A 17263-nucleotide genomic window follows, 5' to 3' on the forward strand; every position below is an offset into this window, starting at 1 on the left:
GTCAACTTACATTGACACCTGAGGCACGTCAACCCTAGTTGACAGCAGTCAGTACGATCTTCCCGAACTGGTCACCCGAGGCAAGCCGTTCGAAGCCCTCGCGGGCGCGGTCCAGCGGCAGCACCTCGTCGATGACGGGACGCACCCCCGTGGCCGCGCAGAAGGCGAGGAGGTCCTCCAGCTCGTCCTTGGTGCCCATGGTCGAGCCGACGACCTTCAGTTCCAGGAAGAAGATGCGGGTCAGCTCGGCGTGCGCGGGCCGGTCGCCGCTGGTGGCGCCGGAGATGACCAGCGTGCCTCCGGGGCGCAGGGACTTGACGGAGTGCGACCAGGTGGCGGCGCCGACGGTCTCGATGACGGCGTCGACCCGGTGGGGCAGCCGGGCGCCCGGCTCGTACGCCTCGGTCGCACCGAGTTCGACGGCCCGCTTGCGCTTGGCCTCGTCGCGGCTGGTGGCGTAGATCCGCAGCCCGGCGGCCCGGCCGAGCACGATCGCGGCGGTCGCGACACCGCCGCCGGCTCCCTGCACGAGTACGGAGTCGCCGGGGCGCACACCGGCGTTGGTGAAGAGCATGCGGTACGCGGTCAGCCAGGCGGTGGGCAGACAGGCGGCCTGCTCGAAGGTGAGCTCCTTCGGCTTGGGAAGCACGTTCCAGCTGGGGACGGTGACCTGCTCGGCGAACGTGCCCTGATAGCGCTCGGTGAGGATGGAGCGGGGCTCGTCGGGGCCGACTCCGTGGCCGGTCTGGCCGATGACGGAGTGCAGGACGACCTCGTTGCCGTCCTGGTCGGTGCCGGCGGCGTCGCAGCCGAGGATCATCGGCAGCTTGTCCTCGGTGATGCCGACACCGCGGAGGGACCAGAGGTCGTGGTGGTTGAGGGAGGCGGCCCGGACGTTGACGGTGGTCCACCCGGGACGCGCCTCGGGAGCCGGGCGTTCGCCCAGCTCAAGGCCGTTGAGGGGGTGGTCGCGGTCGAGGCGGGATGCGTAGGCGGCGAACATGGCCCCGACGATAGGCGGGGCCATGGCCCGACGTAACCGGCTGCGGGTGTGACACGCACCGCGCGTGACAGCGACCGGCCCCGGCCGGTTCATTCGAGCGCCGGAGGCAAATCAAGCCCCTCCGGCGATCGAGGAGCGGGGGTCCGGGGGCAGCGCCCCCGAAAGGCGCCACACCCGAACCCCCGCACCCACTCACCTCAACGCCGGGCGACACCCTCCGCACGGGCGGCCGCGGCCACCGCGGCCGTGACCGCCGGGGCGACCCGCTCGTCGAACGGCGACGGGATCACGTAGTCGGCGGCCAGCTCGTCGCCCACCACATCCGCCAGCGCGTTCGCCGCGGCGATCTTCATGCCCTCGGTGATCCGCGACGCCCGCACCTGGAGCGCACCCGCGAAGATGCCGGGGAACGCCAGCACGTTGTTGATCTGGTTCGGGTAGTCCGACCGACCGGTCGCCACGACGGCCGCGTACTTGTGCGCGATGTCGGGGTGCACCTCGGGGTTCGGGTTCGCCATGGCGAAGACGAAGGCCCCGGGCGCCATCGAGGCGACGGCCGCCTCGGGGACCGTACCGCCGGAGACACCGATGAAGATGTCCGCACCGGCCAGCGCGTCCGCGAGGGATCCCGAGATCCCTGCCTTGTTGGTGAGTTCGGCCAGCTCCCGCTTGACGTCGGTCAGGTCCTCGCGGTCCCGGCTGACGATGCCCTTGCGGTCGGCGACGGCGACATCTCCGAGCCCCGCCTCCAGCAGGAACTTGGCGATGGCGACCCCGGCCGCACCCGCGCCCGAGATGACCCCGCGCAGCTCGCCCAGGCTGCGCCCGGACAGCTTCGCGGCGTTGCGCAGGGCGGCGAGGGTGACCACGGCCGTGCCGTGCTGGTCGTCGTGGAAGACGGGGATGTCGAGCCGCTCCTGGAGCTTGCGCTCGATCTCGAAGCAGCGCGGCGCCGAGATGTCCTCCAGGTTCACGCCGCCGAAGGACGGGGCGAGCCGGACGACGGTCTCCACGATCTCGTCCGCGTCGGTGGTCGCGAGCGCGATCGGCACCGCGTCCACGCCGCCGAACTGCTTGAACAGGATCGCCTTGCCCTCCATCACGGGGAGGGAGGCCTCGGGTCCGATGTCCCCGAGACCGAGCACCGCGGTGCCGTCCGTCACGACGGCGACGACCTGCGACTTCCAGGTGTAGTCGTGGACGAGCTCCGGGTTCTCGGCGATCGCGCTGCACACCTTCGCCACGCCGGGCGTGTACGCGAGGGACAGGTCGTCCTTGTCCCGGATCGGGACGGTGGCCTGCACGGCCATCTTCCCGCCCCGGTGGAGCGCGAAGGCCGGATCGAACGGCTCGTCCGTGGCGCTGTCGGTCGTGCTGTCCGTATTGCTGTCGCTGCGAGGATTGACGATCTCCGCTGCCATGGTGTTGACCCCTTAAGTCTTCATCGTTTGAGGGTGGCCACTCCTGGTTGAGGAGGGGTGGGTGGGCACCGCGTACGTTCCCTGCGCTGGGCGATTGGTCCGCCCCGGCAGGGATGGGATACATACGCGCGGGCGCGCCGCACACGCGCCCTGAGCCCCGGATGAGGGGTGTAAACGTCCTTCTTACCGGACAGGCAGCACCGCAGACGAGTCGGTATCCCCACGGTGACGTGTCTCATAGTGGGACATACAGACAAGTCGGCCAGCCGACACGAAACCCGCCCAGAGCAGGGCCAAGACGGGGGATCTTCCGGCAGGAAGAAGGGATTCCAGGGAAAGGTCCGGCCTTGATGTGCCGGCCCGCTGGGGTTCGGGGGTATCCCGTTACCCGATTTTGACATGCTGCGCCCCCTGTTTGGGGTAATCCAAATGACAAGATGCCGAAACCACGCAGGGTTACGGCACTCGAAGACAAGTGCGTGATCATGCTGCACCGCCCCTCACCTGCCGGAGGACCCCGATCATGACCGCACCCACCACCCGCTGTAAGACCATCGCCTCGTCCCGGATCGCCGCGGTGGGCGCCCTCGCGGTAGCCGGCGCGCTGCTGCTCACCGCCTGCGGTGACCAGACGAAGAACGGCTCAAATGGTTCCGACACGGCCAAGACCACGGCCGGCACCACTTCCCCCGCCGACCTCCTCCCCCCGGAGATCAAGTCCAAGGGCGTCATCAAGGTCGGCTCGGACATCGCCTACCCGCCGGTCGAGTTCAAGGACGAGTCCGGCAAGACGGTCGGCATCGACCCCGACCTGGCTGCCGCGCTCGGCAAAGAGCTGGGCGTGGAGTTCCAGTTCGAGAACGGCACCTTCGACACCCTGGTCACCGGTCTGCGCGCCAAGCGCTACGACCTTGCGATGTCGGCCATGACCGACACCAAGGAGCGCCAGGAGGGCATCGACCCCGAGACCAAGAAGAAGGTCGGCGAGGGGGTCGACTTCATCGACTACTTCACCGCCGGTGTCTCGATCTACACCAAGAAGGGCGACGACCAGGGGATCAAGACCTGGGCCGACCTCTGCGGCAAGAAGATCGCCGTCCAGCGCAACACCGTCTCGAACGACCTGGCCAAGGCCGAGTCCAAGAAGTGCACCGGCGGCAAGAAGATCGCCATCGAGTCGTACGACAACGACCTCCAGGCCCAGACCCGGCTGCGCTCCGGCGGGGCCGACGCCGGCTCCTCCGACTTCCCGGTCGCCGCGTACGCGGTGAAGACCTCGGGCGGCGGCAAGGACTTCCAGATCGTCGGCGAGCAGGTCGAGGCGGCCCCGTACGGCATCGCCGTCGCCAAGGGCAACGACCAGCTCACCAAGGCCGTCCAGGCGGCCCTGGAGGCGATCATCAAGAACGGCGAGTACGAGAAGATCATCGCCAAGTGGGGCGTGGAGGCCGGCGCGGTCACCGAGGCCAAGCTGAACGGCGGATCCTGACCGGATCCGGCGCTGAAAGGCATCAGCCATGACTGAACTCGAGAAGACGGGCCCGGTCGACCGGGCGCCCGCACCCCCCACACCGGCGGCCGGACCGGAAGCGATCAAGGCCATCCCGGTCCGGCACTACGGCCGGTACGTCTCGGCGGCCATCGCCATCGCCGCGCTCGTCGCGATCATCTACGCCTTCAGCCAGGGCAAGATCAACTGGGGCGCTGTCCCGGACTACTTCTTCGACGACCGGATCATCAAGGGCGTCGGCCAGACGCTCCTGCTGACTGTCCTGTCGATGGTGATCGGCGTGGTCGGCGGCATCCTGCTGGCCGTCATGCGCCTGTCGAAGAACCCGGTTACCTCGTCGATCGCCTGGTCGTACATCTGGTTCTTCCGCGGTACGCCGGTCCTGGTCCAGCTGTTCGTCTGGTTCAACCTGGGTCTGGTCTTCGAGTACATCAACCTCGGGCCGATCTACAAGGACTACTGGTCGAGCTTCATGACGCCGCTGCTGACGGCGCTGCTCGGGCTGGGCCTCAACGAGGCCGCGTACATGGCCGAGATCTGCCGGGCCGGTCTGCTCTCGGTCGACGAGGGCCAGACGGAGGCGTCCCACGCGCTGGGCATGAGTCACGGCAAGACGCTCCGGCGCGTCGTGCTCCCGCAGGCCATGCGGGTGATCGTGCCGCCGACGGGCAACGAAGTCATCAACATGCTCAAGACCACGTCGCTGGTGGCGGCCGTGCAGTTCTACGAGCTCTTCAAATACGCCCAGGACATCGGGCAGGCCTCCGGAGCCCCGGTGGAGATGTACTTCCTCGCCGCGGCCTGGTATCTGATCATGACCTCGGTACTGAGCGTCGGGCAGTACTACCTGGAGCGGTACTACGCCCGCGGCTCCAGCCGCAGTCTGCCGCCCACTCCGATGCAGAAGATCAAGGCCAACCTGCTGTCCCTGGGCCGCCCGAAGGGAGGCATGGCATGACCGCCATGGTGAAGGCCGAGGGCGTCCACAAGTCCTTCGGCACCGCACACATCCTCAAGGGCATCGACCTGGAGGTGGCCCCGCGCGAGGTCTTCTGCCTGATCGGCCCGTCCGGTTCCGGCAAGTCGACCTTCCTGCGGTGCATCAACCACCTGGAGCAGATCAGCGCCGGACGGCTGTCCGTCGACGGCGAGCTGGTGGGCTACCGCCAGAAGGGCGACAAGCTCTACGAGCTCAAGGACAGCGAAGTCGCCCTGAAGCGCCGGGACATCGGCATGGTCTTCCAGCGCTTCAACCTGTTCCCCCACATGACGGCGATCGAGAACGTCATGGAGGCCCCCGTCCAGGTCAGGCGCGAGTCCAAGGCAGTCGCCCGGGCCCGCGCGGAACGGCTCCTGGACCGGGTCGGTCTGTCCGACAAGGCGAAGAACTACCCCTCGCAGCTCTCCGGCGGACAGCAGCAGCGGGTGGCCATCGCCCGGGCGCTGGCCATGGAGCCGAAGCTGATGCTCTTCGACGAGCCCACGTCGGCGCTCGACCCGGAGCTGGTGGGCGACGTGCTCGACGTCATGCGCGGTCTCGCCGAGGACGGCATGACGATGATCGTCGTCACCCACGAGATGGGCTTCGCCCGTGAGGTCGGCGACGCGCTGGTCTTCATGGACGACGGCGTGGTGGTCGAATCGGGCCACCCGCGCGACGTCCTGACCAACCCGCAGCACGACCGGACGAAGTCGTTCCTGTCCAAGGTGCTCTAACCGGGCATACGGAAAGCCAGGCGTACGGAAAGGGCGGTACGGACCTGCGTGGTCCGTACCGCCCTTTCGCCTTGCCGGGGTCACTTCTCCGGCAGCAGCTCCGGACGCAGCATCAGCTCGCGCAGCTGTGCGCGGGTGAGCGGCGGGGTCTTGAGGAGCGGACCCTGCACCACGTCGGCCTCGAAGCCGGTGCTGTCGCGGACGGCTAGCACGCTGCCGTCGGCGAGGACGAGCCGGGCGGCCAGCTCGGGGCCCCACTGCGGGGTGCCGTCGCCATAGTCCATGTCGTCGCTCCACAGGGTGAGCACCCGGCCGCCGGACAACTCCTCGCGCACGCAGTCGGTACGGGCCGGCTCCCCGTTCTCCGGCTTGCACAGGTTCGTGACCGGCGCGCCGCCGCCCAGCTTCTTCCGCACGGCCTTCGCGTCCATGACGTCGATGGTCAGATAGCCGACACCGCCGTCCCGGCGGACCGCGTACTGTCCGTCCAGCGGCCCGGTCCTGGGAGGCTCGGGCGGCAGCGGCGAGGCGTGCTTGATGATGTCGGCGAACGACACCTCGTCGACCGTGCCGACCCCCGTCGGCAGCAGCTCGACCAGCCGCACGTCCCGCGGCATGCCGCCGCCGGCCCGGGACGCCACGGACGAGGTCTGCGGCTCGGCCGGCGCCTGGGAGAGCTGGGGCACGACGAACGCCCCGGCCGCCACCGTGCAGACCGCCGCCGCCGACACCGCGGCCCGGCGCCGCCACCGCACCCGCGCGGCCTTCGCGTAGACACCTTCCGTGCTGATGACCGGCTGCCCCGCGTCCTCTGCGGCCCGCCCCAGCAGTTCACGCACATCGTCACTCATACCCGTACCTCCGCCATATCGGCGCGCAGCGCCGCCAACCCCCGAGCCGCGTGGCTCTTGACCGTGTTCTCCCGCATCCCGAGCAGTCCGGCCGTGGCCTCGACGCTCAGGTCCTCCCAGTAGCGCAGCACCAGGACGGCCCGTTGCCTGGGCGTCAGCCGGGCGAGTGCCGCCCGGACCGCGAGGCCGGTGTCCGTGTCGGGTGCGTGGACCGCCCGTTCGGGCAGTTCGCCGTACGACTGCTCGCGCCGCCAGAACCGGCGGCGGGACGCGATGAAGGTGTTGACCAGGGTCTTGCGCGCGTACGCCTCGATGTTGTCGAGCCGCCCGTGCCGCCGACCGCCCAGCACCACCTTGACCAGCGTCGCCTGCACCAGGTCCTCGGCCTCGTGCCGGTCGCCGCAGAGCAGATACGCACTGCGGAACAGTGCGGTGCGTCTGCCCTCGACGAAGGCGTGCAGCGCGGCGTCGTCATCGCTCCGCATCGTCAGCGCCCCTCTCCGGGTCCGCGGGCGCGGACCGTCTCACCCTTCCAGTGCGGTGGGACGCAGGGCGGGTTGCGGCCGGTGGCCGAAAAAATGGCGGGGCGGCACGGACCGTCGTCCGCACCGCCCCGCCCCGCATGGTGCCGCTACTTCACCGCGAGCACCAGACTGTCCGAGGGCGAGGACCAGACGGCCCGCGCCTCGGCGAACCCTGCCGCGCGCAGGGTGTCCGCATGCCATGCGGCGGAGGGCATGTCGCCGTCGGCGTGCTCACCGTAGATCGCGAACCGCTCGGCGGTCGGCCCGGCGAGCACCGGGTCCTTGGCGGCCAGCGCCCACCACTGCGCCCAGTCCAGGACACCGGCGGCCTTGGCCCGGTCCATACCGGCGTGCCGGTGGGCGCGTTCGGCGGCGTTGATCCGGGGAGTCCCCGTCTCGATCATGCGGTCGGCGTTCATGAACACGCCGCCTTCCCGGACGAGTCCGCCGATCTGCCCGTAGAGGGTGGTGAGCGGTTCGCTGTGCAGCCAGTGCAGGGCAGTGGCCGTGAGCACGGCGTCGTACGAGTCGTGGGGCAGCCGCTCCGTCCACCGCGGGTCCTTGAGATCGGCGGTCACGAAGCTGACGCGCTCGTCGCCGGCGAAGGTGCCACGGGCGATGGCGAGCAGTGCGGGGTCGAGGTCGACGCCGGTGCTGGTGGCGTTCGGGAACCGCCGCAGCACCCTGTCCGTAATACTTCCCGTACCGCACGCGAGGTCGAGCACCCGCGGTTCCGGGCCGGTGAAGGCCTCGACCATGTCGAGCATGACCCGGAAGCGTTCCTCGCGGTCGGGCAGGTACCACTCCTGCTGCCGGTCCCAGCTTTCCTGCCAGGCGTTCCAGTCGGTACCTCGTGCAGTCTCCGTCACCCGAAACCCTCCATGTAATACCCTGGACCGAGATCAGCCCATTACATCATCGCCGCATCGACCTTAGACCGACGCCGTAAGGACTACAAGTGGAACTGGCCTATTACTCGGACTACGCCGTGCGTCTGGTCAACACCGAGGAGCCGGCCCGCAACAAGGACGCCCTCACCTCGGTCGACGCGGTGCGCGAGCTCTTCGGCGCCAACGGGCAGGCGGCCCGGCGGGCGACCGACGCCGACGTGACCCGCTTCCGGTCCGTACGGGCCCGGCTGCGCGCGGTCTTCGAGGCGGCCGACGGCGGCGACGAGACGCTCGCGGTCGACCTGCTCAACTCACTGCTGCTGGAGTTCCCGGTCAGCCCGCAGATCTCCGGCCACGACATCCGGGACGCGGACGGCAAGCCGGACTGGCACATGCATCTGGCCGACCACCCGTCCAACGCCACGGCGGGCTACACGGCGATCGCCGCAATGGGCCTCGCCTTCCACCTCACCTCGTACGGCGTGGACCGGCTCGGCCTGTGCGAGGCGGCGCCCTGCCGCAACGCCTACCTCGACACCTCGACCAACCGCTCCCGCCGCTACTGCTCGGACCGCTGCGCGACCCGAGCCAACGTGGCCGCCTACCGGGCCCGCAAGCGCCTGGAGACGGAACGGGCCGCGGAGACCGGCCGCAGCGCGGAGACCGCCCAGCCCACCACACCGCGCACCGAGCGCTGATCCTTCGTCAGCGGCCGGTACCGGGCCCGGACCCTGGCCAGCACGAGCTCCTCGGGCACGGTCCCGTAGTCCGTGCTGTCCCCGCCCGCGAACCGGTTGTCACCCAGCACCCACCACCCACCGGCCCGCCGCTCCACGGCCCGCTTCACCACCAGCAGGTCCTGCTGGAACGGATGCCGCAGAATCACCACGTCACCGGGACGCACCGGCGCCCCGTACTGCACGAGCAGCCAGTCCCCGTGGTGAAGCGTGGGCACCATCGAGGGGCCCGTCACCTCCACCACCTGGAACGGCACTCTCGCCGCCAGCCCCCGTCCGGGCTGTTCATCGGTCAGCTCCGGCACCTCCGGCACCTCCCGCATCTCTCCGGCACCTCCCCGGTCCGTCAGTGCACCGTCCCCTACAGGGTTCCGTACATTCGGCCACTGGTCCCATCCTCACCCTGGACTTTTGGCCTAAGCCCATGGGGGCACCCGCTAAATCACGCTTCTCACGGAGTAATGTCCCACCTGAGAAGACGATCACGAGGAAGGACAGCCCCATGCTTTCCCGCCTGTTTGCCCCCAAGGTGAAGGTCAGCGCCCACTGCGACCTCCCCTGCGGCGTGTACGACCCGGCCCAGGCCCGCATCGAGGCGGAGTCCGTCAAGGCCGTCCAGGAGAAGTACCAGGCCAACGAGGACCCGCACTTCCGGGCCCGCGCGGTGGTCATCAAGGAGCAGCGCGCCGAGCTCGCCAAGCACCACGTCTCGGTGCTGTGGAGCGACTACTTCAAGCCCCCGCACTTCGAGAAGTACCCGGAGCTGCACCAGCTGGTCAACGACGCCCTCAAGGCGCTGTCGGCCGCGAAGGGCTCCACGGACCCGGCCACGGGCCAGAAGGCGCTCGACTTGATCGCCGAGATCGACAAGATCTTCTGGGAGACCAAGAAGGCTTGATCTACGGTTAGGCCGTCTGACCTGCGGTTTCGCTGGTCATATGGCCTACCGGTCCGCACCCGGTCCGCAGGCCGCCGAGCACGGCGTCCATCACGGACCGGGTGCGGTCTTCTTCGCCCGGCCACAGGTGCGCGTAGATCCGCAGGGTGATGACGGCGGACGCGTGGCCGAGGACCATCTGGACCTGCTTGACGCTCGCCCCGCCCGCGATGAGCGCGGAGGCGTAGAAGTGCCGCAGGTCGTGGGTCACCATGTGCGGCAGCCCGACGGGCTTGCGGCCCTCGTTCTTGGCCGCCTCGCTCTCCTCCGCCTGGAGCGCCCTACGGGCGCAGTTCCACTCGGTCTTCCAGCGGCGGTAGTTGAGCGGCTCCCCCTCCTCCATCGTGAACAGCCACTCCGTGGAGGGGCGGGCGGCGAGGTGTCCGAGAAGCGCGTCGGTGACGACCTCCCCGACCGGAACGGTTCGACGTGACTTCGCGGTCTTCGGCGGGCCGACCTTCCCCGACTGGAGCCGCTGCCGCTCCACGCGGATGGTGCCGGCCTTGAAGTCGACATCCGCCACCTTGAGGCCGAGCAACTCACCTATGCGCAAGCCTGACCCTGCGAGCACGACGACGGCTGACCGGATGTACGGCGGCATCACGCGTGCCATGTCCTCCACCTGGGCGACGGTGGGCGGAGTGACCTCCTCGTCCGGCATGACCGGAAGGGTGATCCGGCGGCACGGAGTGGATGCGATGACCTTGTCGTCCACGGCCGCGGTCATGACGCGCACGAGGACGTCGTGGACGTTCCGGACGCTGCCGGGGCCGAGCTGGTCGGACAGGTGCTTGAAGAGCACCTGTATGTCATTACGGCGTATCGCCGCCAGTGAGCGGGCGCCCAACGCCGGTACGAGGTGGAGCCGGAGCGCGTTGTCGGTGATGCGCTCACCCGCCTCGCTCGCGATGAGCGAGCCCTGCCACCTCTCGGCGTACTTCTGGAACGTGATGCGACCGGCGCGCGGGTCGACGTACTGACCGGTGACCACGCTGGTCGTGACTTCGTCGAGCCAGCGCTGGGCGTCGAGCTTCCGGTCGAAGTGGCGGGCGTGCTCCTTGCCGTCGAGGTCACGGTATCGGGCGCGCCATTTGCCGTTGGGGCGCTTCTGGATGTTCGCCAAGTGGCTTCTCCTCTGTGCTGGTTGTCAGTAGTGGCCCCCGTCCTCGATGTCGCCGCTGAGGACGCGGGCGTCTCGCTCGTCCCCCATGAGGCGGAGGCATTGCTCATGGATCGCCCGCGAGCTGTCCGGGTGGGCCTTGATGTGGCCGGCGACGGCGACCACGGCACGGTGCAGACGGTCGCGGGCGTCACGGGTTTCGTAGAACGCTTCGACGGCTTCCTGGACGAGCCGTCGGCTGTCGACGTCGAGCCCTTCGAGGGGCGGCGACATCAGCTCTTCGAGGGGGAGCTCGAAGACGCGGGAGAAGGCGAGCGCCTCGTCGAGGTTGATCCGGCGACGGGGTGAGCCGTTCTCGATGCGCCAGACGGCCGTCTGGTTCATCTTCACGCCGGCTCTGGTCACCCGTTCGGCCAGCTCGGTCGTGCTCCAGCCTCTGACCTCGCGCTCCAGGGCCACGCGGCCCGCCACGTTGCCTTCGCTGTAGAGCAGCGGCACCTCGCCACCCTCGGGCTTCTCGCTTGCCATCGAACCTCCATCGCGACCATCGCTATCCAAATTGAAACACGGGCTTCCCGGTTTGGCTAACCGCCGATCATGAGGTACTGATTATGCAGATCGAATCACTACCTAGCCGAATGGGAACGCATGCGATACCTGACCACCGCCGAGGTAGCCGAGCGCTACCGCACCGCCGAGAGCACCGTCCGCTACTGGCGCCAGCTCAAGAAGGGGCCGCGCGGCATCAAGGTCGGCAAGCGGGTGCTCTACCCCGAGGCCGAACTGCTGCGCTACGAGCGCGCGCTTATCGACGGCGGAGACGAGTGGGGCCTGGCCTCATGAGCCGCCGGACCGCCCGGACACAGGAACGGCCCTCGGCGCGCCTACGCCGAGGGCCGGAGATCCCCTTGCACCTCGCCCATCCCTGAACGAACTGGTCGGGGGCGAGACCTTGCCCGTCTCGCCCCCACCTGAGAGGAACATCTATGAAGGACCCTACGTCCCCCGCCACCTCGAAGGCATCCGGTGTTGCCTGGCCACCGATCGCGGTCCCGGGCCAGGGTCTGCCTCGCGACCGAGAAGCACGCCCCGCCATCGGAGGCCCGCCCGCCGATGCTCCGAGCCGGAGCTCACGCGATTCGCGACCTGCCGAAACTAGTGCCCCGACAACAGCGTCGGACAACGCAGGCGTTCCTGCTCCAGGCGGACCAGAGTCCCAAGATAGCGGCGGGCCGGCAGGCGAAGGCAGCGCGCTGCTGGACGATCTCCGCACGGCGATCGGGCGGTACGTGGTGCTGCCGAGCGACGAGGCCCTGACCGCCGTCACGCTCTGGGTCGCGGCCTCCCACATCCAGCCGGGCCTCCAGCACGCGCCACGGCTGGCGGTGGTCGGGCCGACCAAGGGGTGCGGCAAGTCCCGTCTCCTGGACGTCCTCTACGAGACCGTCCACCAGCCGATGATGACGGTGAACACCTCCCCCGCCGTCGTCTTCCGCGTCATCGGCAAGAACCCGCCGACGCTGCTGGTGGACGAGGCAGACACCATCTTCGGCCCCAAGGCAGGCGACAAGGAGGACCTGCGCGGCCTTCTGAACGCAGGGCACCAGCGCAACCGGCCCGCCTGGCGGATCTCCGGTCCTGAGCACAAGCCGACCGCGTTCCCCACCTTCGCCATGGCGGCGCTGGCCGGCATCGGCGACCTGCCGGACACGATCATGGACCGGGCGATCGTCATCCGCATGCAGAAGCGCAAGCCGGGTGAGCGGATCACCCCGTTCCGATCGCGATACTCCGTACCGGAACTGCACGCGATTCGCGACCGGCTGGCCGACTGGCTGGTCCCGCAGCGCGGCACCGTCGCGGGCGCGGTGCCGAAGATGCCCGTCGAGGACCGCGCCGCCGACACATGGGAGCCGCTCGTCATCGTCGCCGACCTCGCCGGCGGGCACTGGCCCGCGCGGGCACGTGCCGCTTGCCTCGCGATGACGCGCAACGAGGTGGTCCAGGACGAGCAGACGACGCTGAAGACGCGGCTGCTGCGTGACATCCGCCGCGTCTTCGACCAGGAGGCCGGCAAGGAGGCCATGCGCAGCCAGGACCTGCTCGCGGTCCTCATCCAGGACGCCGAGGCTCCGTGGGCGGAGTACGGCACGAAGGGGTTGAACGCCTACCACCTGGCGAATCTGCTGCGCGACTTCGGTATCAGCCCGGCCAACTACCGGTTCGAGAACGGCAGGCAGGCCAAGGCGTACGCCCGCAACCAGTTCGTGGACGCATGGGCCCGCTACTGCCCCGACCCCGCCCTGTCGGCACCCACCGCCGAGGTCCCGGCACATCCGACCCGGGGCAGGCCGCCCGCCCCTCCGTCCGGGACGCTGCCCACCGGCCCGCCGGGAGGGCCCGCAGGCCCCAGGCCCACTCGCTGACACCAGGTCCGCATCAATCCGTCGCATCCGTCCCCGCGCAGGTCAGCGCGGGGACGGATCTCCTCGGCGTTACGGATCACTCCGTACCTGCCTCCGTCTCCGTACCTGTGCTGACCAGCCACGCGACGGATGCGACGGATGCGACGACGGGCCACCCCACACGACTGACGGAGCACCACCATGCCCGAATCAAACGCCGACGACCCCACCTCCCGCCGCCGCAGGAAGTTGTTCAGGCTCACCCGACGACCAGCAGCAAGCTGGAGCGAACGAGCCTCTAACGAGGCTTCGTCCGCGCTTGCCCCCGCCTCAGGGATGGCGGAGGACAAGGCCGAGCGCCAGGGGGCGCCCGAGCCGAAGGAGGGGGTGGCCGAGGACTCCGGCCGGCCCGCAGCCGACTCCGCTCCTCCCAGTAGTCCGGCCGATGCCCCACCGCTCGTCGAGCAGCTCTCCTGGCGGGATCTCGACGCCCCTGCCCTGCCCGCGCAGATGAACCGCAAGCGCACCGTGGAGAAGCGCGACCAGGAGAAAACCATCCGCTTTACACGCACCGCAGTCCAGGTGATCAGCGCCGCCGCTCACCAGCGCGGTCAGAGGTTCGCCGGATTCGTCGGGGACGCAGCCCTGGCTGTTGCGCAGGGCAAGGCGGCGATGGTCGGCAGCCCGGAGGACGATCCTCTCCGCCCGCTGATCGAGGCCGTCGAGGCGCACACCGTCGCGCTGAACCGCATCGGCGGCAACCTCAACCAGATCACCGCAGCCATCAACCGAGGAACCGTGCCCGAGCGCGCCGAGACGGTTCTCGACCGCGTCGAGCAAGCAGCGCAGAACAGCTTCCACCTCATCGACCAGCTCCTCGCGAACGGCACGACCCATGGTTCCTGACGTCTCCACCGGCTCCGACAGCCGCGGACTGATCGCCTACCTCTTCGGCCCTGGGCGCCGCGACGAGCACACCAACCCCCACATCGTCGCCGCCTGGGACATGGCCGGTGCTCCCGATCCCGGCCGTGACCCGGCAGCCACCTACTCCCAGCTCGCCAGGCGACTCGACCACCACGTCGACCTCCGCACCCGCGAGCTGGGCGGCAAGAAGCCACCGCAGCACGTCTGGCACTGCCCGGTCCGCACCGCCCCCGGCGACCGCTACCTCACCGACAACGAGTGGGCCGAGGTCGCCCGCCGCGTCGTGCACGCCACGGGCATCGCCCCCGACGGCGACGAGAGGGCATGCCGATGGATCGCGGTACGCCACGCCGACGACCACATCCACATCATGGCCACCACCGTCCGCGCCGACGGACGCCGCCCACGCACCCACCAGGACGGACGCCGAGCCCAGGCCGAGTGCCGTCGGATCGAAGCTGAGTTCGGTCTGCGCCGCCTGAAGTCCGGCGACCTCACCGCGCCCCGCACCCCCACCGGTGCCGAACGCGCCAAGGCCGAGCGCCAGGGCCAGTCGGTGACGGCACGGCACTGGCTGCGCGAGCGGGCGTACGCGGTCGCCGCCGCCGTACACACCGAGGCCGACTACTTCACCGTGCTGCAGTCCCTCGGCATCAAGGTCAAGACACGCCTCGGCCCCGAGAGCGGCGACGTGATCGGCTACAGCCTCGCCGCACCCGGCGACACCAACAGCGCCGGCGAACCCATCTGGTACGGCGGCTCGAAACTCGCCCCCGACCTCTCCATCAACCGCCTCCGCGAACGCCTCCCCGACCAGGAGATGGCCGACCGCCCCCGGTATGCGGCAGACCCTGCCGAGCCGTGGGAGCACACCATCACCGCGATACAGATGGCGCACTCCGTCCTCGACTCCGATGACGATGCCGCCGCCCAGGGCCACCTCGCCGCCTTCGGCGACGCCCTGTACAACATCGCCAGCTCCACGAGCGGCCCACACCGAGCGGAACTACGGGCGGCGGCGATGGCGTTCAACCGCGCCCGCCGCTCCGCCACCCGCGCCGACCACCAGGCCGCCACGGAACTCGCCTATGCCTCCAACGAGCCCGGCGGACTCGCCATCGCCCTGCTCTTCGCCACCGTGCACCTGGCCCGCGCCGCCGCCACGTGGCACGAACAGCGCGGCCACGAACAGCAGGCCGCTGCGGCCGAGGAAGCCTTCCTCCACCTCCAGGCGGGCTACCAGCAGGCCGCCGCACCGGCCTTGGCGGAGCTTGCCCACCGCACACCACGAGCCGCCACCGCCAGCCGCTTCGAGCAGGACGTGCGCGCGGCCCTCCCCGACCACGCCGACCGGATTCTCACCGACCCCACTTGGGCCGCCCTGACCACAACCCTCGCCCAAGCCGAAACCGCCGGCCACAACCTTCGACGTCTCCTGACCGAGGTAAGTGCCCAACGAGAACTCGACAGCGCCGAGCGCCCCGCCGAGGTCCTCAACTGGCGCATCGCCGCACAACCGAACCGGCGGACGCAAGCCGCTCGCAGGCAAAGCGCCATCAACGGCACATCAGTCAGGTCCGCCACGCCACACCCGCCGGCTACGCCAGTGACCACGAGGCCCGCGGAGCGCAGTCGGCACCGCTGACCGCGGAATCTCCCAGCCAGATTCCCGACGAAGGGACCGGCGGGCGAAGGCCGGCGCAGCCCCCGGTGCGACACGTTCCCCGAGGGAACACCGGAAGTGTTCCCTCGGGGAACGCCCAACCCTGAAAGGACGGGGCTTTCCGTTCAGTTCCGGATGGCGTACCAGATCAGCGATCAGCTTGAGCGCTGAGCGGTTGCCTGAAGGTGCTCATAGAGGAAGGGGGCGTCGAGACGTGTGTCGATGACACGATCGCGCACGTCGGTGAGAAGCCAGCCCAGCAGTTCGGCAGTGGCGTCGTACTCATCGTAGAAGCCCATGCGCAAGTCGGTGATCTCGAACTCGAACATCACGTCGTCAACGAGGTCTGCCAAGTGCGCATCGGCGGCTGGGGTATTGGTCGCGGTCCATACGTTCAGCCAAGGACGCAGGCTGTTGGTGGCCACGGTGATGACGCTGAGGGAATCCCTGACGGGCACGGGGCTGGGGTGAGTATGCAGCGTGCTCTGCCACCAAGCGGACCAGACGTCCTGCAGGGCCTCGGCCAAGGGCAAGCCCCAGGTGGCCCAGCCCGCGTGGATCAAGCGGGAGGCAATGAGCTCCTCGTCGATGTGGAGCCGGCCTGTGACGAGTAGCCGAATGATGCGCGGGACGAGGTGACGATAGAGACGAGGAAAGTCTTCCCAATGATCAGGCGTCTTTGCGGCAACCGAGGAAACCAGGTCGTCGCCTATGAGGTGCAGCGGGCCGGAGAGTTCGGCGAAGTCGCGATCGCCGTAGCAGTACGTGCATCCTGTGACGAGGAAGGAACCTTCTGAGGCGAAGGCGTGGTCCAGGGCATCGAGAGCTGTCATGAGCTGCTCAGAGCAAGACATGAAGACCTGCCGGGGGACTCCGTCCGGGTGACCGGCGAAGATCGCAGGCTATCAGGCCGTCCCCCGCCTCTCACGGAATACCTTGATGGTCCGAGTGGAGGGGAGCGCAGTTCCGTGAAGGACCTATCTCCGATCCTTACACGGGCGACTCGATAGGGTCGGGCCATGATGGAGAGTCCCGTGGTCGAGCTACTTGAGACCGAGTACCGGCGCGTTTGGGACCGCTTCTACGACGAGTTCACGTTCCGGCCGAGTACGAGTTCATTCAAGTGGCCGGCCATCAAGGAGCCCGTCGCATCGGTTACCTGGAGCCTTGCCGCGCTTGACGACGATCCTGAATACGAGCGTTTGGACCGCTTGGTCGAGGTGGTCGAGCAGGGGCTGAAGTCCTGCATGGGTCGGAGCGGAACACTGCTCGCGCTCGACTGGCAGCACACGTCGTATCGCTTCGCACCGCTGGGCGTCGGCGGCCCGGGGCAGCTGGCCTGGCCTTTGAGCCCGTATCCCGATGGGGATTACTACATCTACCTCTCGGAAGACTTCCGGACGGGCAGTTTTGGGCACCCCTGGGAACAGTCCCTCTGTCTGTTCGGTCAGGAATTCCTCGACGCCGCATCCGCGGAGGTGGAGAAGCTTCTCGGCCAGCCGATCCGTAGGTCCGGCAGGGCAGTCGGCACCGCCTGAGTTGAGCCCCCGACTCCACAG

Annotated in this window: 19 protein-coding genes; 10 read left to right on the forward strand and 9 right to left on the reverse strand. The window is 69.0% G+C overall.

Features of this window, described 5'->3' with window-relative positions:
* Positions 1–34 precede the first annotated feature (34 nt).
* Both OG912_RS08735 and OG912_RS08740 read right to left on the reverse strand, forming a co-directional pair.
* Positions 35–1003 carry a zinc-binding dehydrogenase gene (locus OG912_RS08735; RefSeq protein WP_327708868.1) on the reverse strand — a complete coding sequence of 323 codons (969 nt, stop codon included), beginning with the start codon at positions 1001–1003 and terminating at the stop codon, positions 35–37.
* A 197-nt stretch (positions 1004–1200) separates the two neighbouring features.
* Positions 1201–2424, reverse strand: a complete 1224-nt coding sequence (locus OG912_RS08740) for an NAD(P)-dependent malic enzyme (protein WP_326738703.1) — start codon at positions 2422–2424, stop codon at positions 1201–1203.
* 523 nt (positions 2425–2947) lie between these two features.
* Between OG912_RS08740 and OG912_RS08745 the strand changes: the two genes are divergently transcribed.
* Genes OG912_RS08745 through OG912_RS08755 form a run of 3 tightly spaced genes read left to right on the forward strand, consistent with a single transcriptional unit; the run spans position 2948 to position 5650 of the window.
* A complete protein-coding gene (locus OG912_RS08745; protein WP_327708869.1) occupies positions 2948–3913 on the forward strand; it encodes an ABC transporter substrate-binding protein in 966 nt (321 codons plus the stop codon).
* A 28-nt stretch (positions 3914–3941) separates the two neighbouring features.
* Positions 3942–4892 carry an amino acid ABC transporter permease gene (locus OG912_RS08750; protein ID WP_327708870.1) on the forward strand — a complete coding sequence of 317 codons (951 nt, stop codon included), beginning with the start codon at positions 3942–3944 and terminating at the stop codon, positions 4890–4892.
* The gene (locus tag OG912_RS08755; RefSeq protein ID WP_326738700.1) at positions 4889–5650 is read left to right on the forward strand and encodes an amino acid ABC transporter ATP-binding protein; all 762 of its coding nucleotides are present in this window, start codon (positions 4889–4891) and stop codon (positions 5648–5650) included. The genes OG912_RS08750 and OG912_RS08755 overlap by 4 nt, the downstream gene beginning before the upstream one ends.
* An 80-nt stretch (positions 5651–5730) precedes the next feature.
* Here OG912_RS08755 and OG912_RS08760 read toward each other — a convergent pair whose 3' ends face one another.
* The 3 genes from OG912_RS08760 to OG912_RS08770 all read right to left on the reverse strand — a co-directional run bounded on the left by OG912_RS08760 (position 5731) and on the right by OG912_RS08770 (position 7894).
* Complete coding sequence (locus OG912_RS08760; protein ID WP_327708871.1) at positions 5731–6501, reverse strand: hypothetical protein; 771 nt, start codon at positions 6499–6501, stop codon at positions 5731–5733.
* Entirely contained in the window at positions 6498–6986 is a 489-nt protein-coding gene (locus tag OG912_RS08765) for a SigE family RNA polymerase sigma factor (protein ID WP_327708872.1), read from the reverse strand. The genes OG912_RS08760 and OG912_RS08765 overlap by 4 nt, the downstream gene beginning before the upstream one ends.
* A 146-nt stretch (positions 6987–7132) precedes the next feature.
* Complete coding sequence (locus OG912_RS08770; protein ID WP_327708873.1) at positions 7133–7894, reverse strand: class I SAM-dependent methyltransferase; 762 nt, start codon at positions 7892–7894, stop codon at positions 7133–7135.
* 89 nt (positions 7895–7983) lie between these two features.
* On the opposite strand from OG912_RS08770, the gene OG912_RS08775 reads away from it, so the two are divergent.
* Positions 7984–8613 (forward strand): CGNR zinc finger domain-containing protein, encoded by a 630-nt coding sequence (locus OG912_RS08775; protein WP_326738696.1) that lies wholly within the window; start codon positions 7984–7986, stop codon positions 8611–8613.
* On the opposite strand, the gene sodX is transcribed toward OG912_RS08775, so the two are convergent.
* Entirely contained in the window at positions 8517–8975 is a 459-nt protein-coding gene (gene sodX, locus OG912_RS08780; RefSeq protein WP_327708874.1) for a nickel-type superoxide dismutase maturation protease, read from the reverse strand. The genes OG912_RS08775 and sodX overlap by 97 nt on opposite strands.
* Positions 8976–9154: 179 nt before the next feature.
* On the opposite strand from sodX, the gene sodN reads away from it, so the two are divergent.
* Positions 9155–9550, forward strand: coding sequence for a superoxide dismutase, Ni (gene sodN / locus OG912_RS08785; RefSeq protein WP_219567071.1), 396 nt, complete (start codon positions 9155–9157; stop codon positions 9548–9550).
* Positions 9551–9557: 7 nt separating this feature from the next.
* On the opposite strand, the gene OG912_RS08790 is transcribed toward sodN, so the two are convergent.
* Both OG912_RS08790 and OG912_RS08795 read right to left on the reverse strand, forming a co-directional pair.
* On the reverse strand, positions 9558–10712 hold the full coding sequence (locus OG912_RS08790; protein WP_327708875.1) for a tyrosine-type recombinase/integrase: 1155 nt from the start codon (positions 10710–10712) through the stop codon (positions 9558–9560).
* 24 nt (positions 10713–10736) lie between these two features.
* On the reverse strand, positions 10737–11237 hold the full coding sequence (locus tag OG912_RS08795; protein WP_028438806.1) for a helix-turn-helix transcriptional regulator: 501 nt from the start codon (positions 11235–11237) through the stop codon (positions 10737–10739).
* 120 nt (positions 11238–11357) lie between these two features.
* Here OG912_RS08795 and OG912_RS08800 point away from each other — a divergent pair, with 120 nt between their 5' ends.
* The 4 genes from OG912_RS08800 to OG912_RS08815 all read left to right on the forward strand — a co-directional run bounded on the left by OG912_RS08800 (position 11358) and on the right by OG912_RS08815 (position 15686).
* Positions 11358–11552: a helix-turn-helix transcriptional regulator gene (locus tag OG912_RS08800; RefSeq protein ID WP_030628141.1), complete on the forward strand. Its 195-nt coding sequence runs from the start codon at positions 11358–11360 to the stop codon at positions 11550–11552.
* 143 nt (positions 11553–11695) lie between these two features.
* On the forward strand, positions 11696–13135 hold the full coding sequence (locus OG912_RS08805) for a DUF3631 domain-containing protein (protein ID WP_327708876.1): 1440 nt from the start codon (positions 11696–11698) through the stop codon (positions 13133–13135).
* Between the two features lie 315 nt (positions 13136–13450).
* The gene (locus OG912_RS08810; RefSeq protein WP_327713376.1) at positions 13451–14020 is read left to right on the forward strand and encodes a hypothetical protein; all 570 of its coding nucleotides are present in this window, start codon (positions 13451–13453) and stop codon (positions 14018–14020) included.
* A complete protein-coding gene (locus tag OG912_RS08815) occupies positions 14010–15686 on the forward strand; it encodes a relaxase/mobilization nuclease domain-containing protein (RefSeq protein WP_327708877.1) in 1677 nt (558 codons plus the stop codon). The genes OG912_RS08810 and OG912_RS08815 overlap by 11 nt, the downstream gene beginning before the upstream one ends.
* A 173-nt stretch (positions 15687–15859) precedes the next feature.
* Here the strand turns inward: OG912_RS08815 and OG912_RS08820 are convergent, their stop codons facing one another.
* Positions 15860–16558, reverse strand: coding sequence for a hypothetical protein (locus OG912_RS08820; protein WP_327708878.1), 699 nt, complete (start codon positions 16556–16558; stop codon positions 15860–15862).
* Between the two features lie 165 nt (positions 16559–16723).
* On the opposite strand from OG912_RS08820, the gene OG912_RS08825 reads away from it, so the two are divergent.
* Complete coding sequence (locus OG912_RS08825) at positions 16724–17242, forward strand: DUF2716 domain-containing protein (protein WP_031091370.1); 519 nt, start codon at positions 16724–16726, stop codon at positions 17240–17242.
* The last annotated feature ends 21 nt before the right edge of the window (positions 17243–17263 follow it).

This window comes from Streptomyces sp. NBC_00464 (assembly GCF_036013915.1).
In the GTDB taxonomy this organism is placed as follows: Bacteria; Actinomycetota; Actinomycetes; order Streptomycetales; family Streptomycetaceae; genus Streptomyces.

What these genes read in the sequence shown, in the direction of transcription:
- OG912_RS08735 (WP_327708868.1), bottom strand. Translation starts at nt 1,003, where the DNA reads ATGTTCGCCGCCTACGCATCCCGCCTCGACCGCGACCACCCCCTCAAC.
- OG912_RS08740 (WP_326738703.1), bottom strand. Translation starts at nt 2,424, where the DNA reads ATGGCAGCGGAGATCGTCAATCCTCGCAGCGACAGCAATACGGACAGC.
- OG912_RS08745 (WP_327708869.1), top strand. Translation starts at nt 2,948, where the DNA reads ATGACCGCACCCACCACCCGCTGTAAGACCATCGCCTCGTCCCGGATC.
- OG912_RS08750 (WP_327708870.1), top strand. Translation starts at nt 3,942, where the DNA reads ATGACTGAACTCGAGAAGACGGGCCCGGTCGACCGGGCGCCCGCACCC.
- OG912_RS08755 (WP_326738700.1), top strand. Translation starts at nt 4,889, where the DNA reads ATGACCGCCATGGTGAAGGCCGAGGGCGTCCACAAGTCCTTCGGCACC.
- OG912_RS08760 (WP_327708871.1), bottom strand. Translation starts at nt 6,501, where the DNA reads ATGAGTGACGATGTGCGTGAACTGCTGGGGCGGGCCGCAGAGGACGCG.
- OG912_RS08765 (WP_327708872.1), bottom strand. Translation starts at nt 6,986, where the DNA reads ATGCGGAGCGATGACGACGCCGCGCTGCACGCCTTCGTCGAGGGCAGA.
- sodX (WP_327708874.1), bottom strand. Translation starts at nt 8,975, where the DNA reads ATGCGGGAGGTGCCGGAGGTGCCGGAGCTGACCGATGAACAGCCCGGA.
- sodN (WP_219567071.1), top strand. Translation starts at nt 9,155, where the DNA reads ATGCTTTCCCGCCTGTTTGCCCCCAAGGTGAAGGTCAGCGCCCACTGC.
- OG912_RS08795 (WP_028438806.1), bottom strand. Translation starts at nt 11,237, where the DNA reads ATGGCAAGCGAGAAGCCCGAGGGTGGCGAGGTGCCGCTGCTCTACAGC.
- OG912_RS08800 (WP_030628141.1), top strand. Translation starts at nt 11,358, where the DNA reads ATGCGATACCTGACCACCGCCGAGGTAGCCGAGCGCTACCGCACCGCC.
- OG912_RS08805 (WP_327708876.1), top strand. Translation starts at nt 11,696, where the DNA reads ATGAAGGACCCTACGTCCCCCGCCACCTCGAAGGCATCCGGTGTTGCC.
- OG912_RS08810 (WP_327713376.1), top strand. Translation starts at nt 13,451, where the DNA reads ATGGCGGAGGACAAGGCCGAGCGCCAGGGGGCGCCCGAGCCGAAGGAG.
- OG912_RS08815 (WP_327708877.1), top strand. Translation starts at nt 14,010, where the DNA reads ATGGTTCCTGACGTCTCCACCGGCTCCGACAGCCGCGGACTGATCGCC.
- OG912_RS08820 (WP_327708878.1), bottom strand. Translation starts at nt 16,558, where the DNA reads ATGTCTTGCTCTGAGCAGCTCATGACAGCTCTCGATGCCCTGGACCAC.
- OG912_RS08825 (WP_031091370.1), top strand. Translation starts at nt 16,724, where the DNA reads ATGATGGAGAGTCCCGTGGTCGAGCTACTTGAGACCGAGTACCGGCGC.